Annotated in this window: 30 protein-coding genes; 6 read left to right on the top strand and 24 right to left on the bottom strand. The window is 35.6% G+C overall.

The annotated features are described in order from the left end of the window. The first annotated feature begins 42 nt into the window (after window positions 1-42). On the top strand, window positions 43-408 hold the full coding sequence (locus tag CAV_RS00650) for a S24 family peptidase (protein WP_094324592.1): 366 nt from the start codon (window positions 43-45) through the stop codon (window positions 406-408). A gap of 121 nt (window positions 409-529) precedes the next feature. On the opposite strand, the gene CAV_RS00645 is transcribed toward CAV_RS00650, so the two are convergent. The 17 genes from CAV_RS00645 to CAV_RS00565 form a co-directional block, all read right to left on the bottom strand. Next, entirely contained in the window at window positions 530-1,273 is a 744-nt protein-coding gene (locus tag CAV_RS00645) for a carboxymuconolactone decarboxylase family protein (protein ID WP_094325507.1), read from the bottom strand. Between the two features lie 324 nt (window positions 1,274-1,597). Continuing rightward, complete coding sequence (gene lysA / locus CAV_RS00640; protein WP_094325506.1) at window positions 1,598-2,806, bottom strand: diaminopimelate decarboxylase; 1,209 nt, start codon at window positions 2,804-2,806, stop codon at window positions 1,598-1,600. 2 nt (window positions 2,807-2,808) lie between these two features. Continuing rightward, window positions 2,809-4,479 carry a dihydroxy-acid dehydratase gene (gene ilvD / locus CAV_RS00635; RefSeq protein ID WP_094324591.1) on the bottom strand — a complete coding sequence of 557 codons (1,671 nt, stop codon included), beginning with the start codon at window positions 4,477-4,479 and terminating at the stop codon, window positions 2,809-2,811. A 7-nt stretch (window positions 4,480-4,486) separates the two neighbouring features. Further along, a complete protein-coding gene (locus CAV_RS00630) occupies window positions 4,487-5,548 on the bottom strand; it encodes an LptF/LptG family permease (protein WP_094324590.1) in 1,062 nt (353 codons plus the stop codon). Further along, entirely contained in the window at window positions 5,549-6,091 is a 543-nt protein-coding gene (pth, locus tag CAV_RS00625) for an aminoacyl-tRNA hydrolase (protein WP_094324589.1), read from the bottom strand. Then, a complete protein-coding gene (locus CAV_RS00620) occupies window positions 6,088-6,624 on the bottom strand; it encodes a 50S ribosomal protein L25/general stress protein Ctc (protein ID WP_094324588.1) in 537 nt (178 codons plus the stop codon). The genes pth and CAV_RS00620 overlap by 4 nt, the downstream gene beginning before the upstream one ends. Before the next feature lie 86 nt (window positions 6,625-6,710). Further along, window positions 6,711-7,214: a hypothetical protein gene (locus CAV_RS00615; protein WP_094324587.1), complete on the bottom strand. Its 504-nt coding sequence runs from the start codon at window positions 7,212-7,214 to the stop codon at window positions 6,711-6,713. Further along, a complete protein-coding gene (locus tag CAV_RS00610; protein WP_094324585.1) occupies window positions 7,215-7,562 on the bottom strand; it encodes a hypothetical protein in 348 nt (115 codons plus the stop codon). It lies immediately after the preceding gene. After that, window positions 7,537-8,505 (bottom strand): transaldolase, encoded by a 969-nt coding sequence (locus CAV_RS00605; RefSeq protein ID WP_094324584.1) that lies wholly within the window; start codon window positions 8,503-8,505, stop codon window positions 7,537-7,539. The genes CAV_RS00610 and CAV_RS00605 overlap by 26 nt, the downstream gene beginning before the upstream one ends. After that, window positions 8,502-9,128, bottom strand: a complete 627-nt coding sequence (gene serB / locus CAV_RS00600; protein ID WP_094324583.1) for a phosphoserine phosphatase SerB — start codon at window positions 9,126-9,128, stop codon at window positions 8,502-8,504. The genes CAV_RS00605 and serB overlap by 4 nt, the downstream gene beginning before the upstream one ends. Next, window positions 9,128-9,640 carry a chemotaxis protein CheW gene (locus CAV_RS00595; protein WP_094324582.1) on the bottom strand — a complete coding sequence of 171 codons (513 nt, stop codon included), beginning with the start codon at window positions 9,638-9,640 and terminating at the stop codon, window positions 9,128-9,130. The genes serB and CAV_RS00595 overlap by 1 nt, the downstream gene beginning before the upstream one ends. Before the next feature lie 3 nt (window positions 9,641-9,643). After that, window positions 9,644-11,962: a hybrid sensor histidine kinase/response regulator gene (locus tag CAV_RS00590; protein ID WP_094324581.1), complete on the bottom strand. Its 2,319-nt coding sequence runs from the start codon at window positions 11,960-11,962 to the stop codon at window positions 9,644-9,646. A gap of 4 nt (window positions 11,963-11,966) precedes the next feature. Continuing rightward, window positions 11,967-12,920 (bottom strand): chemotaxis protein, encoded by a 954-nt coding sequence (locus tag CAV_RS00585; protein ID WP_094324580.1) that lies wholly within the window; start codon window positions 12,918-12,920, stop codon window positions 11,967-11,969. A gap of 51 nt (window positions 12,921-12,971) precedes the next feature. Next, complete coding sequence (locus CAV_RS00580) at window positions 12,972-13,724, bottom strand: UDP-2,3-diacylglucosamine diphosphatase (protein WP_148131209.1); 753 nt, start codon at window positions 13,722-13,724, stop codon at window positions 12,972-12,974. 1 nt (window position 13,725) lies between these two features. Further along, on the bottom strand, window positions 13,726-14,211 hold the full coding sequence (gene greA / locus CAV_RS00575) for a transcription elongation factor GreA (RefSeq protein WP_094324579.1): 486 nt from the start codon (window positions 14,209-14,211) through the stop codon (window positions 13,726-13,728). An 11-nt stretch (window positions 14,212-14,222) separates the two neighbouring features. Further along, window positions 14,223-15,305 carry a lipid-A-disaccharide synthase gene (gene lpxB, locus CAV_RS00570; RefSeq protein WP_094324578.1) on the bottom strand — a complete coding sequence of 361 codons (1,083 nt, stop codon included), beginning with the start codon at window positions 15,303-15,305 and terminating at the stop codon, window positions 14,223-14,225. Next, on the bottom strand, window positions 15,302-15,745 hold the full coding sequence (locus tag CAV_RS00565; protein ID WP_094324577.1) for a Sua5 YciO YrdC YwlC family protein: 444 nt from the start codon (window positions 15,743-15,745) through the stop codon (window positions 15,302-15,304). Before CAV_RS00565 ends, lpxB begins: the two co-directional genes overlap by 4 nt. A 241-nt stretch (window positions 15,746-15,986) precedes the next feature. On the opposite strand from CAV_RS00565, the gene surE reads away from it, so the two are divergent. Next, a complete protein-coding gene (gene surE / locus CAV_RS00560; protein ID WP_094324576.1) occupies window positions 15,987-16,769 on the top strand; it encodes a 5'/3'-nucleotidase SurE in 783 nt (260 codons plus the stop codon). Beyond that, window positions 16,759-17,412: a ThiF family adenylyltransferase gene (locus tag CAV_RS00555; RefSeq protein WP_094324575.1), complete on the top strand. Its 654-nt coding sequence runs from the start codon at window positions 16,759-16,761 to the stop codon at window positions 17,410-17,412. Before surE ends, CAV_RS00555 begins: the two co-directional genes overlap by 11 nt. On the opposite strand, the gene CAV_RS00550 is transcribed toward CAV_RS00555, so the two are convergent. From CAV_RS00550 to CAV_RS00535, 4 genes are all read right to left on the bottom strand, one after another. Beyond that, the gene (locus tag CAV_RS00550) at window positions 17,399-18,238 is read right to left on the bottom strand and encodes a radical SAM/SPASM domain-containing protein (protein WP_094324574.1); all 840 of its coding nucleotides are present in this window, start codon (window positions 18,236-18,238) and stop codon (window positions 17,399-17,401) included. The genes CAV_RS00555 and CAV_RS00550 overlap by 14 nt on opposite strands. Window positions 18,239-18,304: 66 nt before the next feature. Beyond that, a complete protein-coding gene (locus CAV_RS00545; protein WP_094324573.1) occupies window positions 18,305-19,483 on the bottom strand; it encodes a molybdopterin molybdotransferase MoeA in 1,179 nt (392 codons plus the stop codon). Continuing rightward, window positions 19,480-19,917 (bottom strand): molybdopterin synthase catalytic subunit, encoded by a 438-nt coding sequence (locus tag CAV_RS00540; protein ID WP_094324572.1) that lies wholly within the window; start codon window positions 19,915-19,917, stop codon window positions 19,480-19,482. The genes CAV_RS00545 and CAV_RS00540 overlap by 4 nt, the downstream gene beginning before the upstream one ends. Window position 19,918: 1 nt before the next feature. Beyond that, complete coding sequence (locus CAV_RS00535) at window positions 19,919-20,140, bottom strand: MoaD/ThiS family protein (protein WP_094324571.1); 222 nt, start codon at window positions 20,138-20,140, stop codon at window positions 19,919-19,921. 57 nt (window positions 20,141-20,197) lie between these two features. Between CAV_RS00535 and nspC the strand changes: the two genes are divergently transcribed. The 3 genes from nspC to CAV_RS00520 all read left to right on the top strand — a co-directional run bounded on the left by nspC (window position 20,198) and on the right by CAV_RS00520 (window position 23,445). Beyond that, window positions 20,198-21,352 (top strand): carboxynorspermidine decarboxylase, encoded by a 1,155-nt coding sequence (nspC, locus tag CAV_RS00530; protein WP_094324570.1) that lies wholly within the window; start codon window positions 20,198-20,200, stop codon window positions 21,350-21,352. A 63-nt stretch (window positions 21,353-21,415) separates the two neighbouring features. Then, a complete protein-coding gene (locus CAV_RS00525; RefSeq protein ID WP_094324569.1) occupies window positions 21,416-23,008 on the top strand; it encodes a methyl-accepting chemotaxis protein in 1,593 nt (530 codons plus the stop codon). 14 nt (window positions 23,009-23,022) lie between these two features. Next, window positions 23,023-23,445 (top strand): META domain-containing protein, encoded by a 423-nt coding sequence (locus CAV_RS00520; protein ID WP_094324568.1) that lies wholly within the window; start codon window positions 23,023-23,025, stop codon window positions 23,443-23,445. Window positions 23,446-23,470: 25 nt separating this feature from the next. Here the strand turns inward: CAV_RS00520 and CAV_RS00515 are convergent, their stop codons facing one another. The 3 genes from CAV_RS00515 to CAV_RS00505 are packed head-to-tail and all read right to left on the bottom strand — an operon-like array spanning window position 23,471 to window position 26,293. Then, a complete protein-coding gene (locus CAV_RS00515; RefSeq protein WP_094324567.1) occupies window positions 23,471-24,127 on the bottom strand; it encodes a LutC/YkgG family protein in 657 nt (218 codons plus the stop codon). Further along, complete coding sequence (locus CAV_RS00510; RefSeq protein WP_094324566.1) at window positions 24,120-25,559, bottom strand: LutB/LldF family L-lactate oxidation iron-sulfur protein; 1,440 nt, start codon at window positions 25,557-25,559, stop codon at window positions 24,120-24,122. The genes CAV_RS00515 and CAV_RS00510 overlap by 8 nt, the downstream gene beginning before the upstream one ends. Further along, entirely contained in the window at window positions 25,556-26,293 is a 738-nt protein-coding gene (locus CAV_RS00505; protein WP_094324565.1) for a (Fe-S)-binding protein, read from the bottom strand. The genes CAV_RS00510 and CAV_RS00505 overlap by 4 nt, the downstream gene beginning before the upstream one ends. Window positions 26,294-26,300: the final 7 nt, after the last annotated feature.

Genomic DNA, 26,300 nt, shown 5'->3' with positions numbered 1-26,300 from the left:
ATTTAGTTTAAAAAATTCATATCTTTAAGTCTTATTGTCCTGATGTTTTCATCTTGTGCTAGTATTTTTAGTGGAAGCGAGCAAGAGGTAAATTTAAGTGCTGCAAACGGCGATAATGTTGTGGTTAGAATAGGCGATGCAAAACATACGCTTCCAGCTAGAGTAAAGCTAAAAAGACGTGGAGAAAACATACAAATTTTAGAAAGCGACAACCCCGCCTATCAAAGCTCAAATGTAAATTCAGCCTCACTAGATGTTATGGGGGTCAATCCTATTTATTGGACTAATTTAATTGGCTTTGTATTCTTTTTAGTTCCCGGTTTTGTAGGAACATTAGTAGATGTTTCAACAGGCGCAGCTTATCAGTATAGCAACGAACATTTAGTAGTCCCCGTATATAAAAAATAGCCCTTTTGCTTAAAAACCTTCAAAAAGTTTTTAAGCATTATGAAAATATAATTTACTCAATTTTTTAAATTTAAAGCAATAAAATTTATAAGCTCTAAAAGCAAAAATGCTTTTGGAATGCTTAACTTATCTCATCAATGGCACTTAAAGCATTTAGGCTTCTTGGATAGCCAATGTATGGAATTAGTGCAGTTACTACAGCTATGAGTTTTGCCCTGTCATTACCCATATTGAGATTGCCCTGTATGTGCGCCTTTACTTGAGGTTCTGCTCCGCCCATAGAGATAAGATACACAAAGGTGATAAGCTCTCTAAATTTAAGCTCGAGCCCACCTCTTGTGTAATAATCCCCAAAGCAATTGCTACTTAAAAACTCTATTATATGTTTTTTCTCATTAGCTGCTTTATCACTAGCACTTCTCATACCCTCGCCAAAAATCTCAACTTGAGCTTGCAAACCCTTTTCGTATCTGTTTTCTTTAGTAGTCCTGCCTTGCTTTGCTAGAGGAAGCTTTATGCCTCTTTGCTTAAATACCTTGTTTGTAAGGCTTAGTATATCAGCAACCTTGCCCATACCCACATAAGGCGTGGCTTGATAAATCACTTCTTTTATGGCGATAGGGCTTACTTTCACATTTAATGCGGCTTTTAGCATAGTTTCAAACTCCTCTTTAGCAGGGATGGCTACAAGAGCAGCTAGGATTAGCAAAAGCCTTTCTTTTTCCTCTAGCTGTGAATGCGCAAAAACCTCATCAAAGGCGAAATTTGCATAGTTTGTAAAAAATTCCAAATCCTCTTGAGCTAGCTTACTTGTGCCAAAAAATTTTTCTAAATTTGCCTTTGCTTGTGGTGTCAATGTGCTCATATTTTCTCCTTTTGATGAAGTATTTACAGCTTTTAAATTTGAGGCAAAAAGGCTGGTGCCAAAGCCGCCAAACGCCACAGCAGCAGCCACTGCTTTAGCTGAAGTCTTTAAAAATTCCCTACGCGAATCTGTATCTTTCAAAAGTCCTCCTTTGAAAAGTATTTTTGCAATTATAAAGCATTAGAGCTAGTCTAAGTCAAGGGGGTTTGAGAAAATTTTTAATCCTTTTAAATTTTTAAAGAGAAAACAAAACGAGACAATAAGATAACAATGCGCATAAATTTATGCACGGTAGTTAAATTTAAAACTATTTTCAAATTTTAACTACTCCTCTAAAAATTCTATCTCCTCTTGGATTTGGGTTTCAAAGCTTTGTCTTTTTCTAATCATTCTTATCTTTGAATTTTCTAAAGCCAGTTCGCAAATTTTATCCCTGCTATTATAATTACTACTCATAGAAAAGCCGTAAGCTCCAGCATCTTTTATAAGCATTATCTCGCCTTCTTTTGTTTTTGGTAGCACCCTATCCTTTGCGAAAAAATCCCCGCTTTCACAAATTCCGCCCACCACATCGCACTTGCTAGGCTCTAGGTTCTTGCTATATGGCAGTTCTATTTTATGATAAGCATTGTAAAGACTAGGACGAAGCAAGTCATTCATCGCCGCATCAACTATGACAAATCTTTTATACTGCGTTTGCTTTTCATAAAGCACGGAGCACAAAAGCGTGCCCGCTCTTGCTACCAAAAATCGTCCGGGCTCAAGTAGTATGGTTAGATCAAGTCCGCTTAAAGCAGCAAGTATGCTTTGTGCATAATCGTATAAGTTAGGCTCCTCAGCCTTTTCATAATCAATGCCAAGTCCTCCGCCAACATCAAAAAACTTAAGTTCTATATCTAAAGCCTTTAGCTCCTTTACCAAAGTTGCTACTATAGTTGCAGCTTCTGCGATAGGCTTTATGTCAAGTAGCTGTGAGCCTATGTGAAAATGCACTCCCACAGGCTCTAAAAACTCACTTTTCTTAGCGTAAAGATACATAGCCTTAGCCTCGTTTATCTCAACGCCAAATTTGTTTTCGTGCAAGCCTGTTGAGATGTAGGGGTGGGTTTTCGCATCTACGTTTGGATTTACTCTTATGCTAATTCTTGCCTTTAAATTTAGCTCTTTAGCCACCTCTTCAAGACAAAGCATTTCAGCCTTGCTTTCTAAATTTATATAAAGTATGTTTAAGCTTAGAGCCTCTTTTAGCTCATCCTTTGTCTTTGCGACCCCGCTAAAAATTATCTTATAAGGCTTTGCACCAGCTCTTAAAGCCCTTTTTACCTCATTTATGCTAACGCAGTCAAAGCCACTATCCAAATTCACAAGCATTTTAAGTAAGCTTAAATTTGAATTTGCCTTTAAGGCATAGCAAAGCTGGGATTTTCTAGCCTTGAAAGCTTCTTTAAGCCTTAAAAATCTTTGTTTAATATCATCAAAATCATATATATAAAGTGGGCTTTTAAACTCAGCCCTTAGCTTTTCATAATCTATTTTCATTCTAAGATAGCACCATTACTTGCGTTGCTAACTAGCTTTTGATACATCTTAAGCCACCTTGAATCCACTTCTTTTTTAGGCATTACAAAACTAGCCTTTCTTTTTTCTATCTCTTCTTCACTTAAGCGAACGGATATGGAGTAAGAATCAATGTCTATGTCTATGATGTCTCCATCCTCAAGCAAGGCTATGAGCCCACCTTCAGCAGCTTCAGGGCTAATATGTCCTACGCTTAGTCCCCTAGTTGCACCGCTAAAGCGTCCATCGGTTATTAATGCAACATCAGCACCAAGTCCCATACCCATTATAAGAGATGTTGGGCTAAGCATTTCTTGCATTCCGGGTCCTCCTTTTGGCCCTTCATATCTTATAACGCAAACATCGCCTTTTTTAATCTTGCCTTTCATTATGCCTTTTATGGCTTCATCTTGAGAGTTAAAACAAACTGCCTTGCCGCTAAATTTTCTTTCTCCAACTATACCTGCTGTTTTGATAACACAGCCTTGCTTAGCTAAATTTCCAAACAAAATGGCAAGTCCTCCCACCGCAGAGTATGGATTTTCAACCCTTCTTATAATGCTTTCATCTTTTATCTCAGCATCTTTTATCCTATCTTTTAAGCTCTCGCCACTCACGGTTAAAGCCGATAAATCAAGTATTTTATTATCTCTTTTTGAAATTTCTTTTATGACAGCGTTTATGCCACCAGCTCTTCCTATGTCTTCTATGGCAACGCTTGGCAAGGAAGGAGCTATCTTTGCTATGTGAGCTATGTTTTTGCTTATCTCGTTTAAATCCCTTATATCAAGCGCACAGCCAGCCTCTCTTGAAATGGCTAACATATGCAAAATGGTATTTGTGCTGCCTCCCATAGCCATATCAAGAACCATAGCGTTGTTTATAGAGGCTTTATTTATAATATTTCTTATCTTAAATTTATCATCAAGGGCTATTTCACAAATCCTTTTTGCAGCCTTTCTTAAAAGCTCTTCTCTTTCAGCACTTTGTGCTAGGATGGTGCCATTTCCACTAAGTGCTATACCCATAGCCTCGCAAAGTGTGTTCATAGAATTTGCAGTAAACATACCAGAACAAGAGCCCCCGCCCGGACAGGCTTTGCACTCTATATCTTTTAACTCTTCCTCATCTATCTTTTTAACCTCATAGGCTCCAACCGCTTCAAATACGCTGTTTAAGGTAAGTTTTTCTCCCTTTGCACTAAAACCAGCCCTCATAGGACCACCGCTTACAAAGATGGTAGGAACATTTACTCTTAAAGCACCCATAAGCATACCCGGAGTTATTTTATCGCAGTTTGGTATGCATATAAGAGCGTCTAAGCAGTGAGCGTTCATAACCGTTTCTATGGAATTTGCTATGAGTTCTCTACTAGGTAAAGAATAAAGCATACCATTATGCCCCATAGCTATACCATCATCAACGCCTATGGTGTTAAACTCAAAGGGCACACAGCCGTTTTTGCGAATTTCATCTTTGATAATTCTTGCGTACTCATTTAAGAAAAAATGCCCTGGTATGATGTCTATATAGCTATTTGCTACGCCTATGAAAGGCTTGTCAAAATCCTCATCTTTTAAGCCACAAGCTCTTAGCAAAGAGCGACTAGGTGCTTTTAGATAGCCCTTTTTTATCATATCACTTCTCATAAAATCCTCACTGTTTTGCATATAAAATCATACTGAACAAAGCTAGTAAACATATAGGCACTATGATAGCAAATTCAGGTAATAAAACAGAATTTTCAGCCAAACGAGTTAGCAAAAACAAACTTCCCCAAACCCCAAGTGTTACGATAAAGAATATAAAGCTTAAAAAAGCCAGGTTAAAATATCTTGAAATCAATGGAAAATAAGAATATAAAATAAGCATTAAAAACGGTGCGAAAAATGGTAAAAGGATTAATCTATAAAGTTCGGTGCGGATTGAATTTGTGTTGATATTTTGGGAATTAAAGGTTTGAAAGCTTTGCCAAGCGTCTATTATAGAATAGCTTTTTTTAGGGGTCGCACTTTCTATCACCTTTGGTTTAAAGCCTTGCAATTCCTCGCTAAAATTAAAATCATTGCTTTTAAAACCATCATTAAAAAGAATTATATTATTATCAAAATCAAGCCTAAGCCCTTTTTCTAAAATCCAAGCATCGTCTTTAAAATTCGCCCTATCAGCCTTTGTTAAAGAGCTTAGATTGAAATCTTGCATATTAAAAATTCTTATATTTTTAACAGAATTATCGTTTGGATTTAGTTCTTGTATATACACAAAATCATCATTGTATTTTACAAACACATCAGAACTGGTACTAGCTAGAACGGAGTTGCTTTTGATATTTGACCTATAATCATCAGCATACGCAAAGGAGGTAAAATTCAAGCCAACATACAAAAAACAAAAAAACAAAGCCCACAAAAAGGGGTAAAGGATTATAAATTTTTTGCTAAGCCCAAGTGCGAACAAGCTCACTAGCTCATTTGTCCTAAGTATGCTTACAAAGGCTAAAATCATAGAAAAAATCAAAGAAATAGGCAAGATGTAAGAAATAGCAGAAAAAGATAAAAACATGATGTATAACAATATCAAATTTGCTGATTTTGGCAGGTCGTTAAAATTTAGCAATAAATCAATGCCAACAAAAAAGGCAACCAAGGAAATAAAAATAATAAAAAAACTCTTTAAATAAAGCTCTGTGATAAAACGAAAAAACACAGTTGGCTTCATTCAAGCCCTCAAGGAATATCTCGATGAAATTTCACTTATACTAGCACCGCTTAAAAGCTCTAATAATGCACTTTTGCAGTGCTTTAAAATCTCATCTAGTTTTTCTAACTCCACTCGAGAAAATTTAGACAAAACAAAGTCTTTTACATTCTCATCCTTGCCTATGCCTATGCGGATACGCTCGTAATCATTAGAACAAAGCTCATCTATGCTCTTAAGCCCATTATGCCCGCCTGCACTGCCGCCCTTTTTAAAACGCACGGTTCCAAGGCTTAGGTCTATATCATCATGTATTACTATGAGCCTATCGCAGTTATAAAAGTTTTTAACAGCACAAACGCTGTGCCCGCTTAAATTCATGTAAGTATGAGGTTTTAAAAACAAAGAAGAGCCGTTTTTATAAAGCTCTCCTTTAAATTTAGAGGATGAAATATTAGTAGTTTCAAGCTCTTGCAAGAGCAAGTCTATGAGCATAAAACCTACATTGTGTCTGGTAGCTTCGTATTCTTTTCCTATGTTTCCAAGCCCTACGACTAAGGTCATCTAGCTTTTTCTACGCCTACAACTGCTATCCTATCAGCATCTACCATAGTTACGCCAGCTGGAACCTTTATATCTCTTATAAGCAAGGCATCTCCCACATCAAGCTTACTAACATCTAGTTCAAAAAAGTCAGGTAAATTTTCGGCCGCACATTTTACTTTTACGCGTCTTTTTGACTGTATTAAAACACCCTTGTTTTTAAGCCCTATGGCTGTGCCTACTATCTTTATAGGAATCATATATTTTGACACAACGCCCTTTTGCGCTACCTTTAAATCAACGTGTTTTAACTGACTTGTAACAGGATCTTTTTGATAATCCACAACAACGACATTTAAAGTCTGTGAGCCAACCTTAACATCAAAGCTAAGCTTTTCTTTCTTTTTAACTTCTCTAATGAAATCATTTAGCTTAAAGGCTGCGTTTATGTTTTCTAGGCCTTTGCCGTAGATGTTTGCTATTAGATAACCATCTCTTTTTAAAGCCTTGGAAGCTTTTCTGCCGATACTCTCTCTAACGATACCTTCTAACATCTTTTTCCTTTCTTAAAAAATGAGGCTAAATTCTATCAAAAATAACTTAGGAAAAGGTAAAATGAATTATTGGCTAAATTTTATGCTTAATGATAACGGTATTTTATGTCTAAAATTTCAAAGCATTCGTTTTTATAAAGCCCTTTTTCAAAGGCGTAAAAAAGGATTTTGCATTCATCTTTTGTCGGTTTTCTTGTCTCTATCAAAGTGCCATTTTCATCGTAATTTTGTGTGCTTGCCTCTTGTATGGGATGGGTGTAAATTCTTTGTCTTAAAATTCCGTCTTTATAAAGATAAAGTCCTTGAGAATAGGCTGTTTTATTAGTCCAATACCCCTGCCTTAAGCCCTTTTCATCATAATTTCCCCTTGCAAAAGATCTTGCGTCATTGCCATTATCTAGCCTATAATTTGCCCATAACTCAAATTCTCCCACAGCCCTTTCGTCTTTATACTTTCCCTTATGGTAAATATAATTATCAGCACCTGATGATAAAGAATAAAATAGAATCAAAAAAAGTATAAAGATAGAAAGAATAAGGAAAAAGATGGTAAGAACTGTGTATTTAACAATTTTCAGCACTAAACTCATTTATATAAACCTATCCACATAAAGAAAAAAGGATACTTTGTCTAAGTCTTTTTCTTTTAAATAATGATAAAGCTCGCAAAGCTCCTTTTTATCGCAAAACCAGGAAAGCTCTTGTTGGCTAAGTGTATTTTTGCTTAAAACTTTTAAATTTGTGTATTCTTTTTCGTTTAGAGCAAAATTTCTTTGTTTTGGCACTATTAATACAAATTCCTCTTTCATAGTCGGCACACCAACACTACCTTCAAGATCGTATTCTTTAACAGTTGGTTTAAAATATAAGTAAAGCAGTAGTGCCATGATGAAAAAAATCAGCACTATTTTCTTATAAGGCAGATAAAATATCCTCATAAGCCTCGCAAAAGAGTTTTAAACCATCATCAAGTAAAAATTTACTAGCTTCATCAAGCTCATCTTTGCTTATATTTTGAGCTAATTTTTGATGAAGTTCTTCAAGGGAAAGCGGCTTTTTGATCTCTATTTTTTTGCCTTTAAAAGCGTAAATAGCGTCCAGTGGTGCTGTGTTTATGCAGTTAGAGAATAAAAGCTCTTTTATATAATAATCTTTTTCTAAATCATCTCCCTTTACGCCCGTGCTTGCAAATAGAGTTTTGATATTTGCCTCATTTTGTGCTTGTATATAGTGGTAAGCAAAGGAAGCAAGGTAAATTCCAAGCTTATTTTTTTCTAATACTCTGCTATTTAGAAGTCTATCATAACGACTTACAAAGACACTAATAACAGCTTTTGGCTCTTTTAAGCCCTTATTTTTTTTACGAAATTCTTTAAGTCCCAAATTTAAAGCTTCAAAGCATTTTATACTTTGTTCATAAGAAAATATCAAGGTAGCATTTACATTGATACCCTCTTTCATTAGCTCATACATAGCCTCATAAGATTCATTTGTAGCCGGGATTTTTATCATAACATTATCTTTGGCTATTTCTGTTCTTAGCCTTTTTGCTTCGCCTATGCTTAGTGCTGTATTGTCGTGCAATCTAGGATCTATTTCTATGCTTATAAAACCTTCGTTGTTAGTAAAATAATTCAAAGACAATTTATCAGCCGCTTTTTTTATATCTTGTATCGCTAAAATTTCGTATTTTTGCTTTGCATTTTTTGTGTTTAATCTCGCAATTCTTTCTTTATATTGCTTGGAATTTAATATAGCATTTTTAAAAATACTAGGATTTGTAGTTGCTCCGTTTATAGTGTTTGAATATATCAAATTTAAAAACTCATTGTCTAAAAAGGAATCTTCTAAGAAATCGCACCAAATGGAAAAATTATTCATTTTATTATATCCTTTATTTTTGTTAAATCTTTTTCATCTACACAGTGAGTGGCATTTTGTCTTAAAATTTCCTTAGCACAAAAGGCTATCTTAAGTGAGCTTTGCTCAAACATAGAAATATCATTTGCCCCGTCACCAACACAAGCTACTTCCTCGTCCTTAAGCCTTAAAAGCTCTTTTAGTCTCTTAAGCATCACGCCCTTTGAATTTGAAAACATCATCTCCCCGCCTACTAAGCCGCTTAAAAATCCGTCTTTTTGATGAAGATAGTTTGCAAAGGCTATGTCAAAATTTAAGACTTTCTGAGCCTCATCAACGCCCTCGTGAAAACCTCCGCTAAAAACAGCTACTATGATATTTTTGCTTTTAAGATAAGAAATGATTTCCTTTGCTCCCTTCATAAGAGGAAAGCTTTTGCAAGTTTGAAGTACAAGCTCATAAGGCATACCCTTTAGCAAGGATACTCTTTTGCTTAGGCTTTCAAAAAAGTCAAGCTCACCATTCATAGCCCTAGTAGTTATCTTGCTAACCTCATCAAAAACACCGTATTTTGAGGCGAGAATGTCTATACTCTCGCCGTCCATTAAGGTAGAATCAAAGTCAAAAACACAAAGCTTGATCATTAAAAATCGCTCTTTAACAAAGCCTCCGCTTTTAGTATGGTAAGGATGTTATCATCTCTTTTTCCTATACCATAAATCATACCTTTATCTCTAATCAAAGTTTCAGGTGGTGGGTCGATTCTGTTTTTGTTTATCTTAATAGCCTCGGTAAGTCTATCTATGACAAAACCAGCCCAAGAATCCATGCCTTTATTAGCATCTTTTAAAACTATATATCTAGTTTGAGGAGTTATTTTGGTCTCTCCTAGATTAAATAGTCTAGCTAAATCTATCAAAGGCGTAACCATTCCACGCATATTAAAAACACCCAAAACATACTCAGGAACGCCAGGCACCCTTGTGTATTCTATAGGTTTAATTATCTCTTGTATGTTTAAAATAGGAACAGCATACTCCTCATCACTTACGATAAAGCCTACAAGTTGCACAATCTCATCATCTTTGTGATTTTGAAAAGGCTGTGCGATTTGTTGTTTTTGTCTCTTTAAAACCTGGTCTAATTTGTTGCTCATAGCCTATCCTAACTTCAAATTTTTTCTAACTACATTTTCTAGGTATTCTGATGAGTAAGGTTTTGTTATATACTCTGTCATACCAACCTCAACACCTCTTAGTCTGTCTGTCTTGCTAGTCCTTGAAGTAACTGCTATAAGAGGTAGATTTCTGTATTTTGAATACTTTCTGATTTCTCCAGCCAGAGTGTATCCGTCCATTTTAGGCATTTCAATGTCGATTAGCACAGCATCTACTTCCTTATCGTTGGATTTAATAATCTCTAAGGCCTCAACGCCGTTGGTTGCTTCTAATGTACTAACTCCAAGCGGCTCAAGCGCTTTGTGCATAAGGGTTCTATCCATCTTAGAATCATCAACAAGTAAAACTGTGTAATCACTAGGTTTTTCCTTAGTCTTTTTAGCCCCTGACTCTGCTTGTGCCTTTATGTCTATCTTGATATTTTTAGCCAAATCCATCATAGCAGCAACATCAACTATAAGCATAATCCTGCCATCGCCTCTAACGGTGGCACCGGCTATCCCTCTTATGTTTTGCAAATAATCACCCATTGACTTAACAACGACTTCCTCTTGCCCTACCATTATATCTACTATAATTCCAAGCTTTGACTCAGCTACTCCAATCACAACAACATAAACAAGGTCATTGCTTTCAAACACCTGCTTAACGCCAAAGACATCAGATAATCTAACCAAAGACAAAACCTCATCTCTTAAACGAAGAACATTTTTACCTTCTATGGTATATATGCTATCTATGGATACTCTTACTGTTTCTAAAACGCTAGTAAGCGGTATAGCATAAATTTCTTCTTGAGTTCCCACCACCAAAGACTGCATAATAGCAAGAGTGAGTGGAATTTTTAGCTTAAAGGTGCTTCCTTTTCCAAGCTCGCTATCTATATCTATAACGCCATTTAGCTTTTCTATGTTTGTTTTAACAACATCCATACCAACGCCGCGTCCTGAGACATTAGTAACCTTGGCCGCAGTAGAAAAACCCGGTCTAAATATAATACCAAAGGCTTCTTTGTCGCTCATCTCGTCAGCTTCTTTTTCTGTGATGAGTTTTTTCTCAACAGCCTTCATCTTAAGCATATTTGTGTCTAAACCCTTGCCATCATCAGTTATTTCTATAACTATGTGGTTGCCTTCATTATAAGCTTGAAGTTGGATTATTCCTTTTTCTGGCTTACCATTTGCAAGTCTTGTAGCTGGATCTTCTATACCATGATCGCAAGAATTTCTAATCATGTGCATTATAGGGTCGCCTATTTCCTCAACTATTGACTTGTCAAGCTCGGTTTCCTCGCCTGTGATTTCAAGTTCGATTTGCTTTCCAAGCTCTCTACTTAAATCCCTTACAACTCTAGGGAATTTGTTAAAGACCTTAGCAACAGGCTGCATTCTAGTTTTCATAACAGCAAGTTGTATATCTGTCGTAACTACGCTTAGCTGTGCTACTACTTGATTAAGCTCTTCTAGGAATTTCTCGCCCTCATATCTTTCCTCAACATCATTATGGATATTGATAATTCTGTTTTTATTTAAAACAAGCTCGCCGGCTAAATTCATAAGCTGATCAAGTCTTTTTACATCAACTCTAATCGTTTGCTCCATAGCAGAAGCATTGCCTGAGCCTTGTGCTGGAACCTTATTAGCATTCGCATTAGCAGCTACAGCTTCCTTTGGCTTGGCACTTGCAGGGCTTGGTGAAGGTGTGTTGGCCTTAGCCTGTCTTCTTGCTTGATCTTCGGCCTTTCTAACCTTTAAAAGCCTTTCTATTTCAGCTTCTACCTCAGCATCGCTTAAGCTATTCACATCCACTTCATCAGCAGTATCATTTTGTGCTGCCTGCGGTGCCTGCGCGTCTGCTTGCGGTGCGGCTTGCGTACTTTCCTCCTTAGGAGTATCAGCACTTAACGAACCCTTTTCAGAAATATCAGTTAGCTTTTGGCAAATAGGGCCTATATCCATGCCTATTGAAGTATCGTTACCATTATCTCTAATGCAGCTTAACAAGGTCTTCATCTTATCAATGGATTCTAAGACAACATCCATTATATCAGGTGTTATTTCTAATTCACCGTGTCTAGCTTTATTAAGCACATCTTCCATATGATGAGTTAGCTTTGTTAAAACATCGAAATTTAAAAAGCTTGACGAGCCCTTGACCGTGTGAGCAACACGGAAAATACTATTTAGTAATTCTAAGTCACCAGGATTTGCCTCAAGCTCTACCAAGTCGTGGTCTATTTGCTCGACCAGCTCAAAAGCTTCGACCAAAAAATCCTCAAGTATTTCTTGCATATCTTCCATCGTCTTACCTCTGCTTTTCTTCGTGTTCTTTTATAACACGAACAATTTCACTGAAGAATGTATTGGCATCAAATTTAACTAGATAGCCTTCTCCTCCAGATTCTTGAACACCCTTTTCATTCATAAATTCATTTGAAAGAGAGGAATTAAAAATCAAAGGGATATCTTTAAATCTATTATCTGCCTTAACCTGGGCAGAAAAATGAAAGCCGTCCATTTGAGGCATTTCAACATCGCTTACTATTATCTTTAAGTGCTTGCCTAAATCATCTCCATGAGTAGCATATAGTTCCTCAAGTTTTTGTAAGCCCTCAACCCCGTCTCTAGCCTCAATAACAGTAAGCCCCATTTTCTGCAACATATCTTTTACTCTTCTTCTAGCTGTTATGCTATCATCAAGCGTTAAGGCTAAACCACTTAAGCGTTCTATCTTAGCAGTGTCAATCTCTGTTCTAGGAGTGTAAATTCCTAAATCCTCAACAACACTTTCTAAGTCTAATATCAGCAAAACCTCATCATTTTCTATACGAGTTACGCCTGTTATCCTGCCCTTATCAAAGGCACCCGCACCCGTTGAAAAATTTGCTGGCTCTATATCTTTCCAAGAAATTCTACGAATTCTTTTAGCCTCATGAACTATAAAGCCTATTAGGATATTACTAAATTCGGTTATGATAACCCTAGGTTTTAGCATTTCGCTACTTGGCTCGGCAATTTGCATCCATCTTGCAAGGTTTACAACGGGTATAACAACACCGCGAAGGTCAAATATGCCTTCTATATACTCTGGTGCACCCGGTAGCTCTGTGAGATTGGGAATTTTAATGATTTCTCTAACCTTAGAGACATTAACACCATAAATTCCCTCATAAATTTTGTCTTGACCTTGCTTAAAGATACGAAAATCGACAAGCTCCATTTCATTTGAACCCGTTTTTACGATTTTTTCATCAAGCATCTTTACTCCTGAGAATTTGCAAAAATACCGCAAAAAAGTGGTAATTTTGCTTCATTGGCAACATTCTACTACAAAAAAACTTTCCTTATATGCAAAACTTGGCAGATTGATGTATTTAATTTCATCCTCATTTAGCATGAAATTTTGATGATAATGTCCTTCTATAACCAACTCATTTTTTACATCATAATGCTTAAATCTCTGCCTTGCCAAGTCATCAAAATTATCTATCTTGTAAAACAAATTCTTTTTTGTTTGATTTTTCTTGATTTTATTGCTTAGTGAATTTTTTGTTAGCCTATCTAGTAAATTCAAAACACTTAGCAAAAAATGGCCTCTTAAGCTTCGTAAGGCAAGGCCTAAAAAGAATTTTAAAAATATATCTCCGTGGGAAAGTTTAAGTGCTTGTAAGTTAAAAAACTCGGTAGTTTTATACTCTAAATTTAAGCTTCTTTCTGTGAATTTTAGCCTTTGTTTGCACTGTAAATTTAAAGGTTGTTTTTGAATCGGTATTACCTTTACTTGTTTAAAAAATTTGCTTAGATTAAAATCGTGATTTCCCTCTAAATAAATAATTTCAATCCTAGCACTAAGACCTTCCAAAAGCTCAATATAAGGCTTTGCGAAGTGATGCGTGGCTGAAATTTCGCCTACTAACAAGTCAAAAATATCGCCCATTAAAATCAACTGCTCGCACTCTATCTCAGCTTCTTTAAGTGCCAACAAAAACCTTAAAAAGCCATCTCTTTGTTCATTTTCGTGTGCGTCGGCTAGAAAGATAGCCTTATTTTTAAGCTCAAACAAATTAAAACTTAAGCTCTTCGTATCTTATGGATAAAATTTCAAACTCGCTCTCACCCTTTGGCAATTTTACCTTAAAATCATCCCCTTCTTTTTTGCCAAGCATAGCCTTTGCAAGCGGCGAATTTATGGATATATAACCCTTGTCCAAGTCAGCTTCTACCACGCCTACTATGGTGTAGCTTTTCTCCTCATCTGTATCCAAATCACTTATAACAACGGTGGAGCCAAATTTAACGGCATCGTGTTCATACTCGCTAGGATCGATTACATTTGCTCTTGAAATAAGGTCTGAAAGCTCTGAAATTCTGCCTTCTATAAAGCTTTGTTTTTCTCTTGCTGCGTGATACTCGGCATTTTCTTTTAAATCCCCATGACTTCTTGCTATGTCGATTTCTTCAACAACCTTTGGACGCTCTTTTGTTTTTAAATTTTCTAATTCAGCCTTGATTTTTTCATACCCATACTTACTCATAGCCTCTTTTTGCATGCTTTGTCCTTTTATGTTTCGTATAAAATTTGTGCTAAATTTTTAGCACAACCAGATTTTAAATATTCTTTTAAAAATGAAACTTTAGCAAAAAATTCCTTATAATCATAATTTTTATAAGCCTCATAAAGATTTTTTACGGTTACAGCTTCTTGTATGAACTCGGGGTGCAAGCTTTCATTTTTCGCAAAATCAAGCATAATGTTTGCAAGACCTATGTATTTTAGCTTAACAAAGGCTTTAGCTATTAGATAATCAAGTTTTTTAGCCTTATAAGCTAAGACAAAAGGAGTGCCTATTAAGGCTGCTTGAAGCGTGGCAGTTCCTGAGCAAATAAAGGCAAAATCGGCTTCATTTAAGGCTAAAACGGCATCATCCCTTAAATCAAATTCGCTTGTATCGCCGTAAATATCAAGCTTTGAAAAATTAAATTTAGGCACAGCTAAAAGCTTTTTGCCTTTAAAATTCTTTGATAAATCCCTAAAAATAGGCATTAGTCTTGCTATCTCTCCTCTTCTTGAGCCAGGCAAAAAAGCTATAGTTTTTTCATCATCATTCTTGTCTTGCGTAATAGTTTGCTTAAAACTTTTAATCTCATCTAGTAAAGGATGTCCCACATAAGTGCTTTTGCTAAAGAATTTATCATCAAAAGGAAGTATGGAAGCTAGGATGTCAAAATTTGCTTCTATCACAGGAATTCGCCCTTTTTTCCAAGCCCAAACCTGAGGCAAGATGTAATAAATCTTTTTTTGCCTTGCCTTTGCCTTATTTAAAGCCTTTGCTAAGGGTATGTTAAAGGCTGGCGAATCTATACATAAAAAGCTTGTGGCGTCTGAGTTTTTAGCCAAAGATACAAGCTCTTTTATGGCTCTTTTTGCTTTAAAGATGAGAGGCAGCACTTCCACAAAACCCATAGCAGAAAACTCGTGAGAGCTGTAAAGAGGCCTGCTTTTAAGCTTAAATTCCTCGCACAAAGCCTCATCATAAATTCCTAACAAATCAAATTCCTTACCCTGCTGCTTTAAAACAAGTAAAATTTCTCTTAAATGCAAATTTGCGGACGGCTCTAAGGCACTTACTAAAAAGCTTTTCATCGTCTAAGCCTTGTTTTTTTAGTTCTAAAAAGTCTTATCATGCTTGATGATTTAGCCTCATATAAAGGCTCATCAAGCACTATATCTGCTACTTTTTTAGCCCAAAGTTCATCAAAATTTTGCCCGTGTTTATTGGCTGAACTTGAGTAAAAAAAGCCAAATTTTTTTAAAAATTTACTATGTCTTTCGTCATTTACAAAGCGAAAAGAAAAGGAATTTGAAAGCACAAAACTTGTTTTTTTAGCCTTTCTAATCATATTGCGAAATTTAACAGGACACCTTGTAAAGCTTTTTAGCTCGCTTAAAAAGGCTGTGCTAAGTATGCAAGGTGTGTCTAGCTTTCTATTTTTAATCTTATTTAAAAGCCTAAAATCCTTGCTTAAAAAACCAACAGTCGTGTCAGTTTGCGCCAAAATTATCTTATTTTCTAACTTATTCATTTTCAAACTTTAAATTTAAACAAATTCTACTACAAAAACTTAGCATGTAAAATACTTTTTTAATTCTAATAAAAAAAAATAAATCCAAAATCTAAAGTAATTAAAATACCTGTCGATATAGAGATTGAATCTTTTCAAAATATTGCTAATTTAAGTTGGGCTAGCCCCAACTTTCTTTTACTTTCTTGTGTTACAATCCTTAAAAATTTAACTTGTTTTTCTTAGATAAAAAAGGATTTAAATGAAAGAAATTTTAGTTACAAACGATGATGGTTTTGACTCAAAAGGCTTAAACAAGCTTGTAAAAATGCTAAGAAAAGAATTTAAAGCAAAAGTAACTGTTGTAGCGCCCGCAAGCGAGAAATCAGCCTGTGCTCACTCCATCTCACTTAAAAATCCTTTAAAATTAATCAAGCTTTCAAAAAGATTTTACAAGCTTGATGATGGCACCCCGTCAGACTGTATATATTTAGCACTTTTTGCCCTTTATAAAAAGAAGCTTCCAGACCTTGTGATAAGCGGCATAAACCACGGAGCAAACATAAGCGAAGATATAACATACTCGGGCACTTGTGCAGGGGCAATGGAAGCTGTTTTGCAAGGAATTCCAGCCGTGGCACTGTCACAGTATTACACAAAAAAAGAAGATAGCAAAAACTTAGATTTTTCAAAATCTTTAAAAATTCTTAAAAAAATCATAGCTTCCTTGCTAAAAGATGATTTTCCTCTTGATAAAAAGCAGTTTTTAAACATAAATTTTCCCTCCGCAAACACCAAATTCAAAGGCTTAAAGGTAGCTAGAGCTGGCAAAAGGGTATATAATTACAAGGCTTACGAGAAAAAAAATCCTCATGGAATGAAGTATTATTGGCTTGGAACTAGCGAGCTAGAACATATTCATGAAAAGGACTCAGATGTTAGCTTGCTTTTACAAGGCTATGCTACAATTACTCCTATCATGCTTGATTTAACGGCTTATGACAAGCTGGAGAAAGTTAGAAAGTGGATTGAAAATGCAAGATAGATACACAAGGGTAAAATGGCTAGTAGGAGATGAAAATTTCGCTAAATTTAAATCTACTAAAATTTTACTATGCGGACTTGGCGGGGTTGGGGGCTTTTGTGCTGACGCTTTGTTTAGAAGTGGCTTTTGCGATATCACAGTAATTGATGCTGATAGCTTTGAGCTTACTAATCAAAACCGCCAGCTTCACAGCGAAAACATAGGCGAAAAAAAGGCCTTTGTATATGAAAGAATTTACGGCTTTAAGGCCGTGGTTGCTAGGATAGATGAGGATTTTTTAAAAGAATTTAAGCTTGATAATTTTGATGTGATAATAGATGCGATAGATGATATAAAGGCTAAGGTAGCTTTGGCAAAGGCTGTAAATTTGCAAGAACAAATTTTTGTTTCTTCTATGGGCGGTGCAAGGAGAATTGATAGTTCAAGGATAAAAATAGCACCCATTTTTAAAACTCACACAGATGCTTTTGCTAGAAAAGTTCGCTATGAGCTAAAAAAGGCAAATTTTAAAGGCTCTTTTGATGTTGTTTTTTCGGATGAAAGTGCAAAATGTGTAAATTTGGGCTCTTTTATGGGCGTTACTGCTTCTTTTGGTTTGGCACTCTCATCTTTGGTGTTACAAAAAGTGCTTAGCAAGGCTTAGGTTTTGCAAAGGCGCATTTTTTACAAAGCTCTTGTGTTAAAATTCCTTTCTTAAAACCCTCTTTCATATCCATAGCCTTTTTTCCTTTTAAAAGCTCATCTAAATCGCTATCAAGGAGATTTCCTAAAGACAAAACTCCGTCATAATCCATACAGCAAGGCACAAGCAAAGCATTGCTTAACACGCCAATTTGCTTGCTTAAGGCGTGACAGTAGCCACTTTCTTGCACTGTGTTTTTAAAAGACCAATCAAATCTATACTTTTGTTCTAAAATCACATAGTCTTTTAAGCGAATTCTAGGCTCTTTTGTATTTATTTTTATCTTAAAAAAATCCTCAAAAAGGCTGTAAAAACGCTCATTTGTTTTTAAAAATTCAGCATTTTTATCTAAATTCCACAGTCTTAAATTCACGAATTTATGCTTAAAATCAAGACTTAAAAACTCAAGCAAGGGTCTTGTGTATTCATCAAAGCTTTTTTTATTTTGCGAAAAAAACGAGGCCAAAGAAAAATTTATCTGCCTTATGTTTTTAGCCTCGTACAAAAGCTTTTGTATATTTTCATCAAGATAAAAGGCACTGCTAGTAAGCTCTAAGCTCATATTGTATTTTTGCGCTACTTCCACATAAGCCTTTATGTCAGGCAGACAAAGCGGGTCACCTAAGATATGAAAGGTGAAAATTCTAGCTTTATTATGAATTTTTTTAGCTATTTTTTCAAAATTTTCAAGCCCCATTACGCCCCGCCTAGCCTTTTTGGCAGGGCAAAACTCACAGTTTAAACCGCAAATATCGCTTAATTCTATATATATTTTTTGAAATTTCATAAAAAAATTATATGTTTTTTCCGTAAATTTAAGCTGTGCAAAGTGTGATATAAAATGTATGAAAACTTAAGGCAAAAGCAAAATATCTACCAGCTCATTTTCTTTTATTTCTTTTTTATCATTCATAAGTAAGGCAGCCTTGCTTAGATTGCTTATTATCGCGCTTGAGCCTTGTTTTTTGCCCTCTAAATTTGCATAAATTTTTGCATCCTTAAACACTAAATTACAAGTTAAAAATTCCAACAAATCATGTTCTTTTGCGTGTGAGCCTTGAAAATACGCCTTTAGATAATAATTTTTTTCTTGCAAAAGCCAAGTGTAGATGATGTGTCTTGCAAAAAGCGTGAAAGTACATATCGCAGAATACGCAAAACCGGGCAAAGCTAAGATAAATTTATTTTCAAAAGAAGCTATTTTTACGTGTTTTCCAGGCTTTATGCAGACCTTATCAAAGATAAGTTCGTAATCTTTTACAAGCTCTTTTAAAAAATCAAAGTCCCCCATCGACACCCCGCCCGTGCTCACCACTATATCAGAGCTTTGCAAAGCACTTTCTAGATGAAAGGCTATCTCGTCTTTATCATCCTTTAGCAAAGGATAAAGCACAGGCTTAGAATGAAGCTTTTTGGCTATATTGGCTAGGGCTATGTGGTTTGAGGAGCGAAGCTGGGCTGGATTTTGCAAGCTCTCGCCTAAATCCTTTAGTTCAGAACCTGTGCTTAAGATGCTTATAACAGGCTTTTTAAACACAGTTATATGAAAATAACCAAGCTCAGCTAAAAGCGCTATCTCAGCAAAGCCAAGTTTCGTGCCTTTTTTCAGCAAAATTTCACCCTTTTTGTAGCACTCAGCTACCTTTCTTACGGCAAAACCTTTTCTAAGCTTTTCTTTTATGCGAATTTCATCGCCCTCGCGCTCGACAAATTCAACAGGCACCAAAGTATCGCTATTTTTGGGCATTAAAGCACCTGTCATAGTCTTTATACAAGTATTTTCACTTATGCTTAAGTCTTTAAATTCTCCGGCTGCTATTTCTCCTACAATCTTGAAGGCTTTATCAAGCGATGAAAAAGAAATCGCATAGCCATCCATTGAAGCTGTGGCAAAGCTTGGATTATCATCCATTGCACTTATATCTTGTGCTAAAATTCTATCTAAACACTCTGTAATGCTTACTTTTTCGATGAAGTTGTAATCTTTTATGTGTAAATCTAGCAAAGATAGGGCTTGCTTGTAAGTTATCATTGTAAAAGTCCTGCTTCTTTTAACACCGTAGAGCGGTCTTTAGCATAAATTCTTTGAGAATTTTTAATATCATACTTCCAAATCGGTGCCCTGGCCTTAAAATCCTCCACAAAGTCATTTAAAATTTGCAAACCCTTTTTTCTTTGAGGCGATAAAACAGCCACAAAATAAGAACTTTCATGAATTTTTACATCCCCTCTTGAGTGGGCAAAACAAAGCTTGATATTATCCTTTTTAACGCTTTCTTGCCACTCATCAAACCAAGTTTTTAGCAAATTATCATATATATCAAAGCTTAAAGCTTGTATATTATCCTCAGCCCTTACTATGCCGCAAAAACTCAAAAAGGCACCAAAATTTTTATCCTTATAAAAATTAAAATACTTCTCATAAAAATAAGGCACATTTAAGGGCCCATCAACAAGCTCAAACACTTTAGCCTCCACTTACTGGCGGCAAAAGATTTACCACATCATCATCTTTTAACTTTATATCTAAGGAGGAAACTATCTTGTCATTTACAGCGACAGCACAAAGACTAAGCCATTCTTTTAAGTCTTTATCCTCGCTTAAAAACTCTTTTAACTCTTTTAAGGATGAGCAAGTTACGGAAATTGATTTTTTATTTATGGGACCCAAAAAATTCACAGTTGCCATCAAAAACCCTTGAAAATAAATATATAATAACATAAGTTAAATTAAAAAGGTTTGATTATGCAAATTTTACAAAATTTAGACAAGATTGAAAAAACTCCAATTTATGTTGTGGAGGAAGCTGCATTAAAAAGAAATTGCGAACTTTTAGCTAAAATTAAAGAACAAAGCGGAGCGAAAATTTTACTAGCCTTAAAAGCCTTTTCATTTACAGCAAGCTTGAAATTAATCTCTAAATACCTAGATGGCGCCACTTGTAGCGGACTTTGGGAGGCAAAGCTAGCAAAGGAGTTCATGGGCAAGGAAATTCATACTTATTCTCCAGCCTTTAAAGATGATGAGATAGATGAGATAACAGAACTTTCAAATCATATAGTTTTTAACTCCTTAAACCAGCTAAACAAATACAAAGACAAAGCCTTAAAAAAAGGAAAAAGCATAGGACTTAGGGTAAATCCTGAACTATCGCTAGCTCCAAAAGCTTTGTACAATCCTTGTGCCAGGTTTTCAAGACTTGGAATTTTAGCCAAAGATTTACAAGATGAGCATTTGCAAGGAGTAAGTGGCTTACATTTTCATGCACTGTGCGAGGAAAGTGCTGAAAGCTTGGAACTTGTATTAAAATCTTTTGAGGATAAATTTGGCAAATTTTTTAAAAAACTTAGGTGGCTAAATTTTGGCGGAGGACATCACATAAGCAAAAAAGGCTACAATGTAGATAAGCTAATAAAGCTATGCAAGGATTTTTCAAGCAAATACAATCTTGAAATTTACCTTGAACCAGGCGAAGCGGTTGCGTGGCAGTGCGGAAGCTTGGTAAGCTCTGTAATTGACATAGTGCATAATGAAAAAAATATAGCCTTGCTTGACACCTCAAATGAAGCTCACATGCCAGATACAGTTATCATGCCTTATACTAGCGAGGTGGCTAATGCTAGAATTTTAGAAAAGAACTCAAAGCCAAAGCAAGATGAACACAGCTTTTTATTAGCAGGAATTTCTTGTTTAGCAGGCGATGTCATGGGAGAATATGCCTTTAAAAAGGAACTTAAGGTAAATGATAAAGTGGTGTTTTTAGACCAGGCGCATTATAGTATAGTGAAAAATACTACTTTTAATGGGGTTAGGTTGCCTAGCCTTGGTTTTCTAAGGGAAAATGGGGACTTAGAGCTTGTTAAAAGCTTTTCTTATGAGGACTTTAAAAGGAGAAATTGATTGATTTATTTACAATTAAGCTTAAATTTTTGTAGAATGCAAAGAAAGCCGTAAGGAGTTTTTATGTTTAAAAGCATAGGCTTAAAAATTTCGCTTATACTGTTTATAGTTCTCATCTTTAGTTTTTCAATCATACTTGCTATTTTGTATTTTAATGTAAAAGAAACTACCGCAAAAATGGCTTTATCAAATTTAAATAGCATAAGTGCTTCCGTTTTTCAGTCTATGAGACTATCTATGGACTTTGGAATGCGCGAAAAGATAGATGAGGCAATAGCCAATGCAAAAAGCATAGAGGGCGTGGCTGACATTAGAATTTATCCATCAAAAGAGGTTATAGAAACTTTCGATATGAAAAATCCTCAAACCAGCGATGAGGATGTGATAAAACAGCAGTTTAAGAACCCGAGCATAGTATCCATGCAAGCAACCTTAAACGATATAGCACATCTAAGGCTTATTAGGCCACTTTTGGCTGATGATTCTTGCATAGCTTGTCACGGCGATGTGAAAAACGGCGAAGTGCTGGGGGTTATGGACATATATCATAGTCTAGAGGAGACGCAAAGGGACTTAAATACAACCTCTAATATATTTATATTTATCTTTTGCATAGCCTTGATTTTAACACTAACTGTTATAGGATTTTTCTTAAAAACTGTAGTTGGAAAGCCTATTTTAGAGCTTTTAAACACGGCCAAAGAGCTATCTCAAGGCAGTGGAAATTTAAAAAGTAGATTAAGGATAAGAGGAAAGGACGAGATAGCTAGGGCTTGTAATTTCATAAATCTTTTCATAGAAAAAATTCAAAAAACAGTATCAGCAACGGCTGCAAATTCAAACAACATAGAAAAACAAGTAAAGCTTTTAAATACAAATGCAAGTTCGCTAAGCCAAATTTCAAGCAACACAGCCTTAAAAATTTCAAACTCATACAAAACTAGCAAAGATGTGAATTTAGAGCTTAACAATCTTTCCCAGCTTTCATCCTTAGCAAATGAGGCTAATGACAAATCCTTTGCCTTGCTTAATCAAATGATTGATTCTTTGTTTGCTTCGGCAAATAAAATCAACACGGTTGCTAGCAGTGAAAGCGAGTTAGCAACTAGGGTTGAAAGCATGGTTGAGTATGCGGATAAGATTAAAGACCTTACAAACAAAATGGATGATATAGTAGAGATGATAAATTTGCTAGCGCTGAATGCAGGGATTGAAGCAGCCCGTGCGGGAGAACACGGACGCGGCTTTGCGGTGGTAGCCGATGAGGTAAGAAAGTTAGCTGAAAATAGCGAGGAATTTTTAAGCAATATGCAAGCAACCATCAAGGACTTAGTAAGTAAAATTCACGACCTAAGCTCTACCTTAAAGCAAAACTCAAACAATATAATATCCTTAAACAAAGAGGCAACTTCTTTAGTAAATGACGCAAAAGAAGTAAAAGATAAAAATCAAGAAGCTAAGAACTTAGTAGAATCTTGCATGGACAAGATAAAAATTTCACAAGATAGCATACAAATCTTGCTAAAGGATATGGAAGAAAGCGTTTATGCCTCAGAACAAAACGAGGAAATTTCAAAGACCTTATCAAAGGTGGCTGATGAGTTAAAGATAGTTTGCGATAATTTAGAAAAAGAGCTTAGTGCTTTTAGAATTTAAAGTTAGGAGAAAAAATGTTAAAAAAACTTACATTGTGTCTTTTCGCTCTTCTTTTCATAACATCTTGTGCCAAAAATACAAGTGAACTTTCTAGCGAAAAAGAAAAATCTGTGCTGGCAACTTACGAACTTAGCGTGATGAAAATCAATAACAAAAGCATTAAAGTGCCAAAAGGCTTTGAAATAATACTTTTTGATGATAATACCTTAAGCTACAAGGGCTGTAATGTAGGCTTTGGAAGCTATCAAAAATCAGATAGTGAAATTTCGGTGCAAATTTCAGGTCTTACAAGAAAGATGTGTGAAAAAAACTTAATGGACCTTGAAAATACCTTTGTTGGTGCTTTTAGGGGCGAGTTTAAAACTCAAACATCTGGCAAGAATATATCATTTATAAATAAAAATTCAAATTTTTTCTTTAATATACTAGAAAAATAAGCTAATCTTAGGCAAAAGCCTAAGATTAGTAAAGAATTATATGCACCTTTTGTGAGCCGTGTACTCCAAAAACGGTTATGAGCTCTATATCAGCGGTTCTTGAAGGTCCTGCTATAAATAAGATATTATTAGGCAAAATTTCATTTTCTTTTTTTACCAAATTTAAAGCCTGCGATAAGCTTTTTACTATATTTTCCTTTTTTAGCAAGATTATACACAGCGTTGGTGCTAATGAAAGCATTCTTGGCTGTTCTTTTGAGGATAATACTAGGGCTACTCCATGAGAGCTTACTCCAAGCCTAGCGTGAATTACTGAAAATTCACTGTGAAAAACTTCTTGCCTTAAATTTTCTATCTCTTTATCAAAGCAAATTTTTTCATTAGCTTCAAGCTTAGACAAATCAAGCCCAAGAGAGCTACCATGTATAAGCTTGGCATAGCCATAACTTTTAGCTATCTCATTTATCTTTTCTTCAAGCTTATCCTCAGTGCTTTCTTCTACTATGTATTTGTTTGCCTCCATCTTTTGCTTGAGCTCTTCTAAGGCAGTGCCACTGCTTTGTATGTGAGCTACAGGATCGACACTGTCCTCAAAAACAAAGTCTTTTATACTATGAGCAACATTTAGTGCGTTTAAAATCTCTTCTTTGCTTTTCTTGCTTATCTCATCTATTCTACTCATAGACAACTCCTTCCATATTTTCAAGCTCTTTGTAAAGGTTAATTTTAATCTGTGGCAAATCCTTAAATTTGCTCCATTTTTTAATCACAGGCATGGATTTTCCCACGCTATGAAGTAAGGAGTTAAACAAATGCGTTTTAGACAAAGAAAATCTCCACAAAGCACCATTTGTAGCCATTTTTTCATAGCTTTTAAAAACAAAGGCTTCGCTAGAACTATGTTTTAAGGACTTTGCACCTAAAGGAGGATTTTTGCCCTGCCCCACCTTGTTGCTTCTTAGCTTTCTAATCAAATCAGCCAAAGGAATTTTCACAGGACACACTTCAGAACACCTTCCACAAAGTGAGCAAAAGCTTAAAATATCGCCCGTGTTATCTATACCAAAGATATTTGGACTTATCACCTCTCCTATTGGACCTGGATAAACTGTTTGATAAGTATGCCCTCCTATCTTATCGTACACAGGACAAAAATTCATACAAGCACCACATCTAATACATCTTAAAGCCTCGTAATAATCCTCGTGAGCTAGCATATCGCTTCTGTGGTGATTAAAAAGCACTATATGAACTTCCTTTGGTCCGTCTAAATCTCCATTTTTTCTAGGTCCAGTGATGATGTTATTATAAGTTGGGATAAATTGGCCTGTAGCTGAAGGAGTTAGCAAAGACACCATAGTAGCAGCATCCTCAAAACTTTGCATAACCTTTTCTATGCCACAAATCGCCACATGTATATCAGGTGCCGTGGTACACATCCTACCATTTCCCTCATTTTCTATAAGCCAAATAGCACCTTCCTTTGACATAGCAAAATTTACCCCGCTAAGCCCCATAGTTAAGCTCTCAAATTCACTTCTTAAATGCTCTCTAGCTATGGCATTTAGCTTTTCTATCTCATTTTCTAGCGGTGCGTTTAGTTTGTCTTTGAAAATTTGCCCTATTTCATAGCGGTTTCTGTGTATGGCTGGAACCACTATATGAACGGGAGTTTCGCCATTTAGCTGCAAAATAAGCTCGCCCAAATCAGTCTCAATCGCCTTAATCCCCTTTTTTTCTAGGTAGTGATTAAGCCCTACTTCTTCTGAGGCCATGGACTTACCTTTTAGAATTTTATTTATATTTTTTTCTTTCATAAGCTCGTAAATGATTTCACAGGCCTCATCGCTTGAATTTGCCCAATGCACCTTCATACCATTTTTCGTAGCGTTTTTTTCAAATTCTAAAAGCCTATCTTTTAAGGACATCAAAGCATTATTTTTAGCCTTTTTTGCCTTAGCTCTTAGTCCTTGCCAATCCTCAAATCTATCCTTAATGACATTTAGCCTATTTCTTTGCAAGGTGTGCATAGCATTTGAGAGGTTTTGCCTCATTTGAGCATCGTTTAGCTTTGTATTTACTATTTCTTCGTGTGGAATTTTATCTATACTCATAAAGCTACTCCTTGCACTCTTTTAAGTAAAAAATCATAAAGATGAATGCCCTTTATATCAAGGTTCATACGGCTCATAGTCCCGCTAATATTTAGCAAACAGCCTCCATCGCCACTTACTACATACTTAACGCCCGTTTTTTGTATATCAGCTATCTTTGCTCTTGCCATAGCATCTGAAATTTCAGGCTCTTTAACAGAAAATGTCCCGCCAAAACCGCAGCATTCCTCCTCAAATTCCAAAGGCACAAGCTCAACATTTTTAAGCTTGTTTATAAGAGATTTTGAAGCCTCTATACTTTTTTGAACCCTTAAAGCGTGGCAGTTTGAGTGCCAAGTTATCTTAATAGGCTCTCCTTTATCCTCTAAATTTACCTTTAAAACATCATTTAAATACTGCGAAAGCTCTATAACTCTTGAGCTAAAGGCTTTTACCTTTTCATAGTCCTTATCGTCTTTAAAAAGCTCTAAATAATCATGACTCATCATACCAGCACAAGAGCCACTTGGCACAACGATGGGATAATCCTCATTAAAAAGCTCTACATTGTAAAGGGCTACATTCTTGCTTTCTTTAAAATAGCCTGTGTTAAAGGAAGGTTGAGCACAGCAGGTTTGATTTTTCTTAAAAATCACTTCCACGTCATTTAGACGCAGAAGTTTTATAGCATTTAAAACGCTCTCTTGCATGGCAGCAGAGCCAAGACAAGTAGCATAAAAATACACTTTTTTCATACTACTT

It is taken from the genome of Campylobacter avium LMG 24591 (assembly GCF_002238335.1).
GTDB lineage: Bacteria > Campylobacterota > Campylobacteria > Campylobacterales > Campylobacteraceae > Campylobacter_D > Campylobacter_D avium.
Note: the sequence above shows the minus strand (reverse complement) of the source record. Positions and strands in the feature narration are given on the sequence as shown.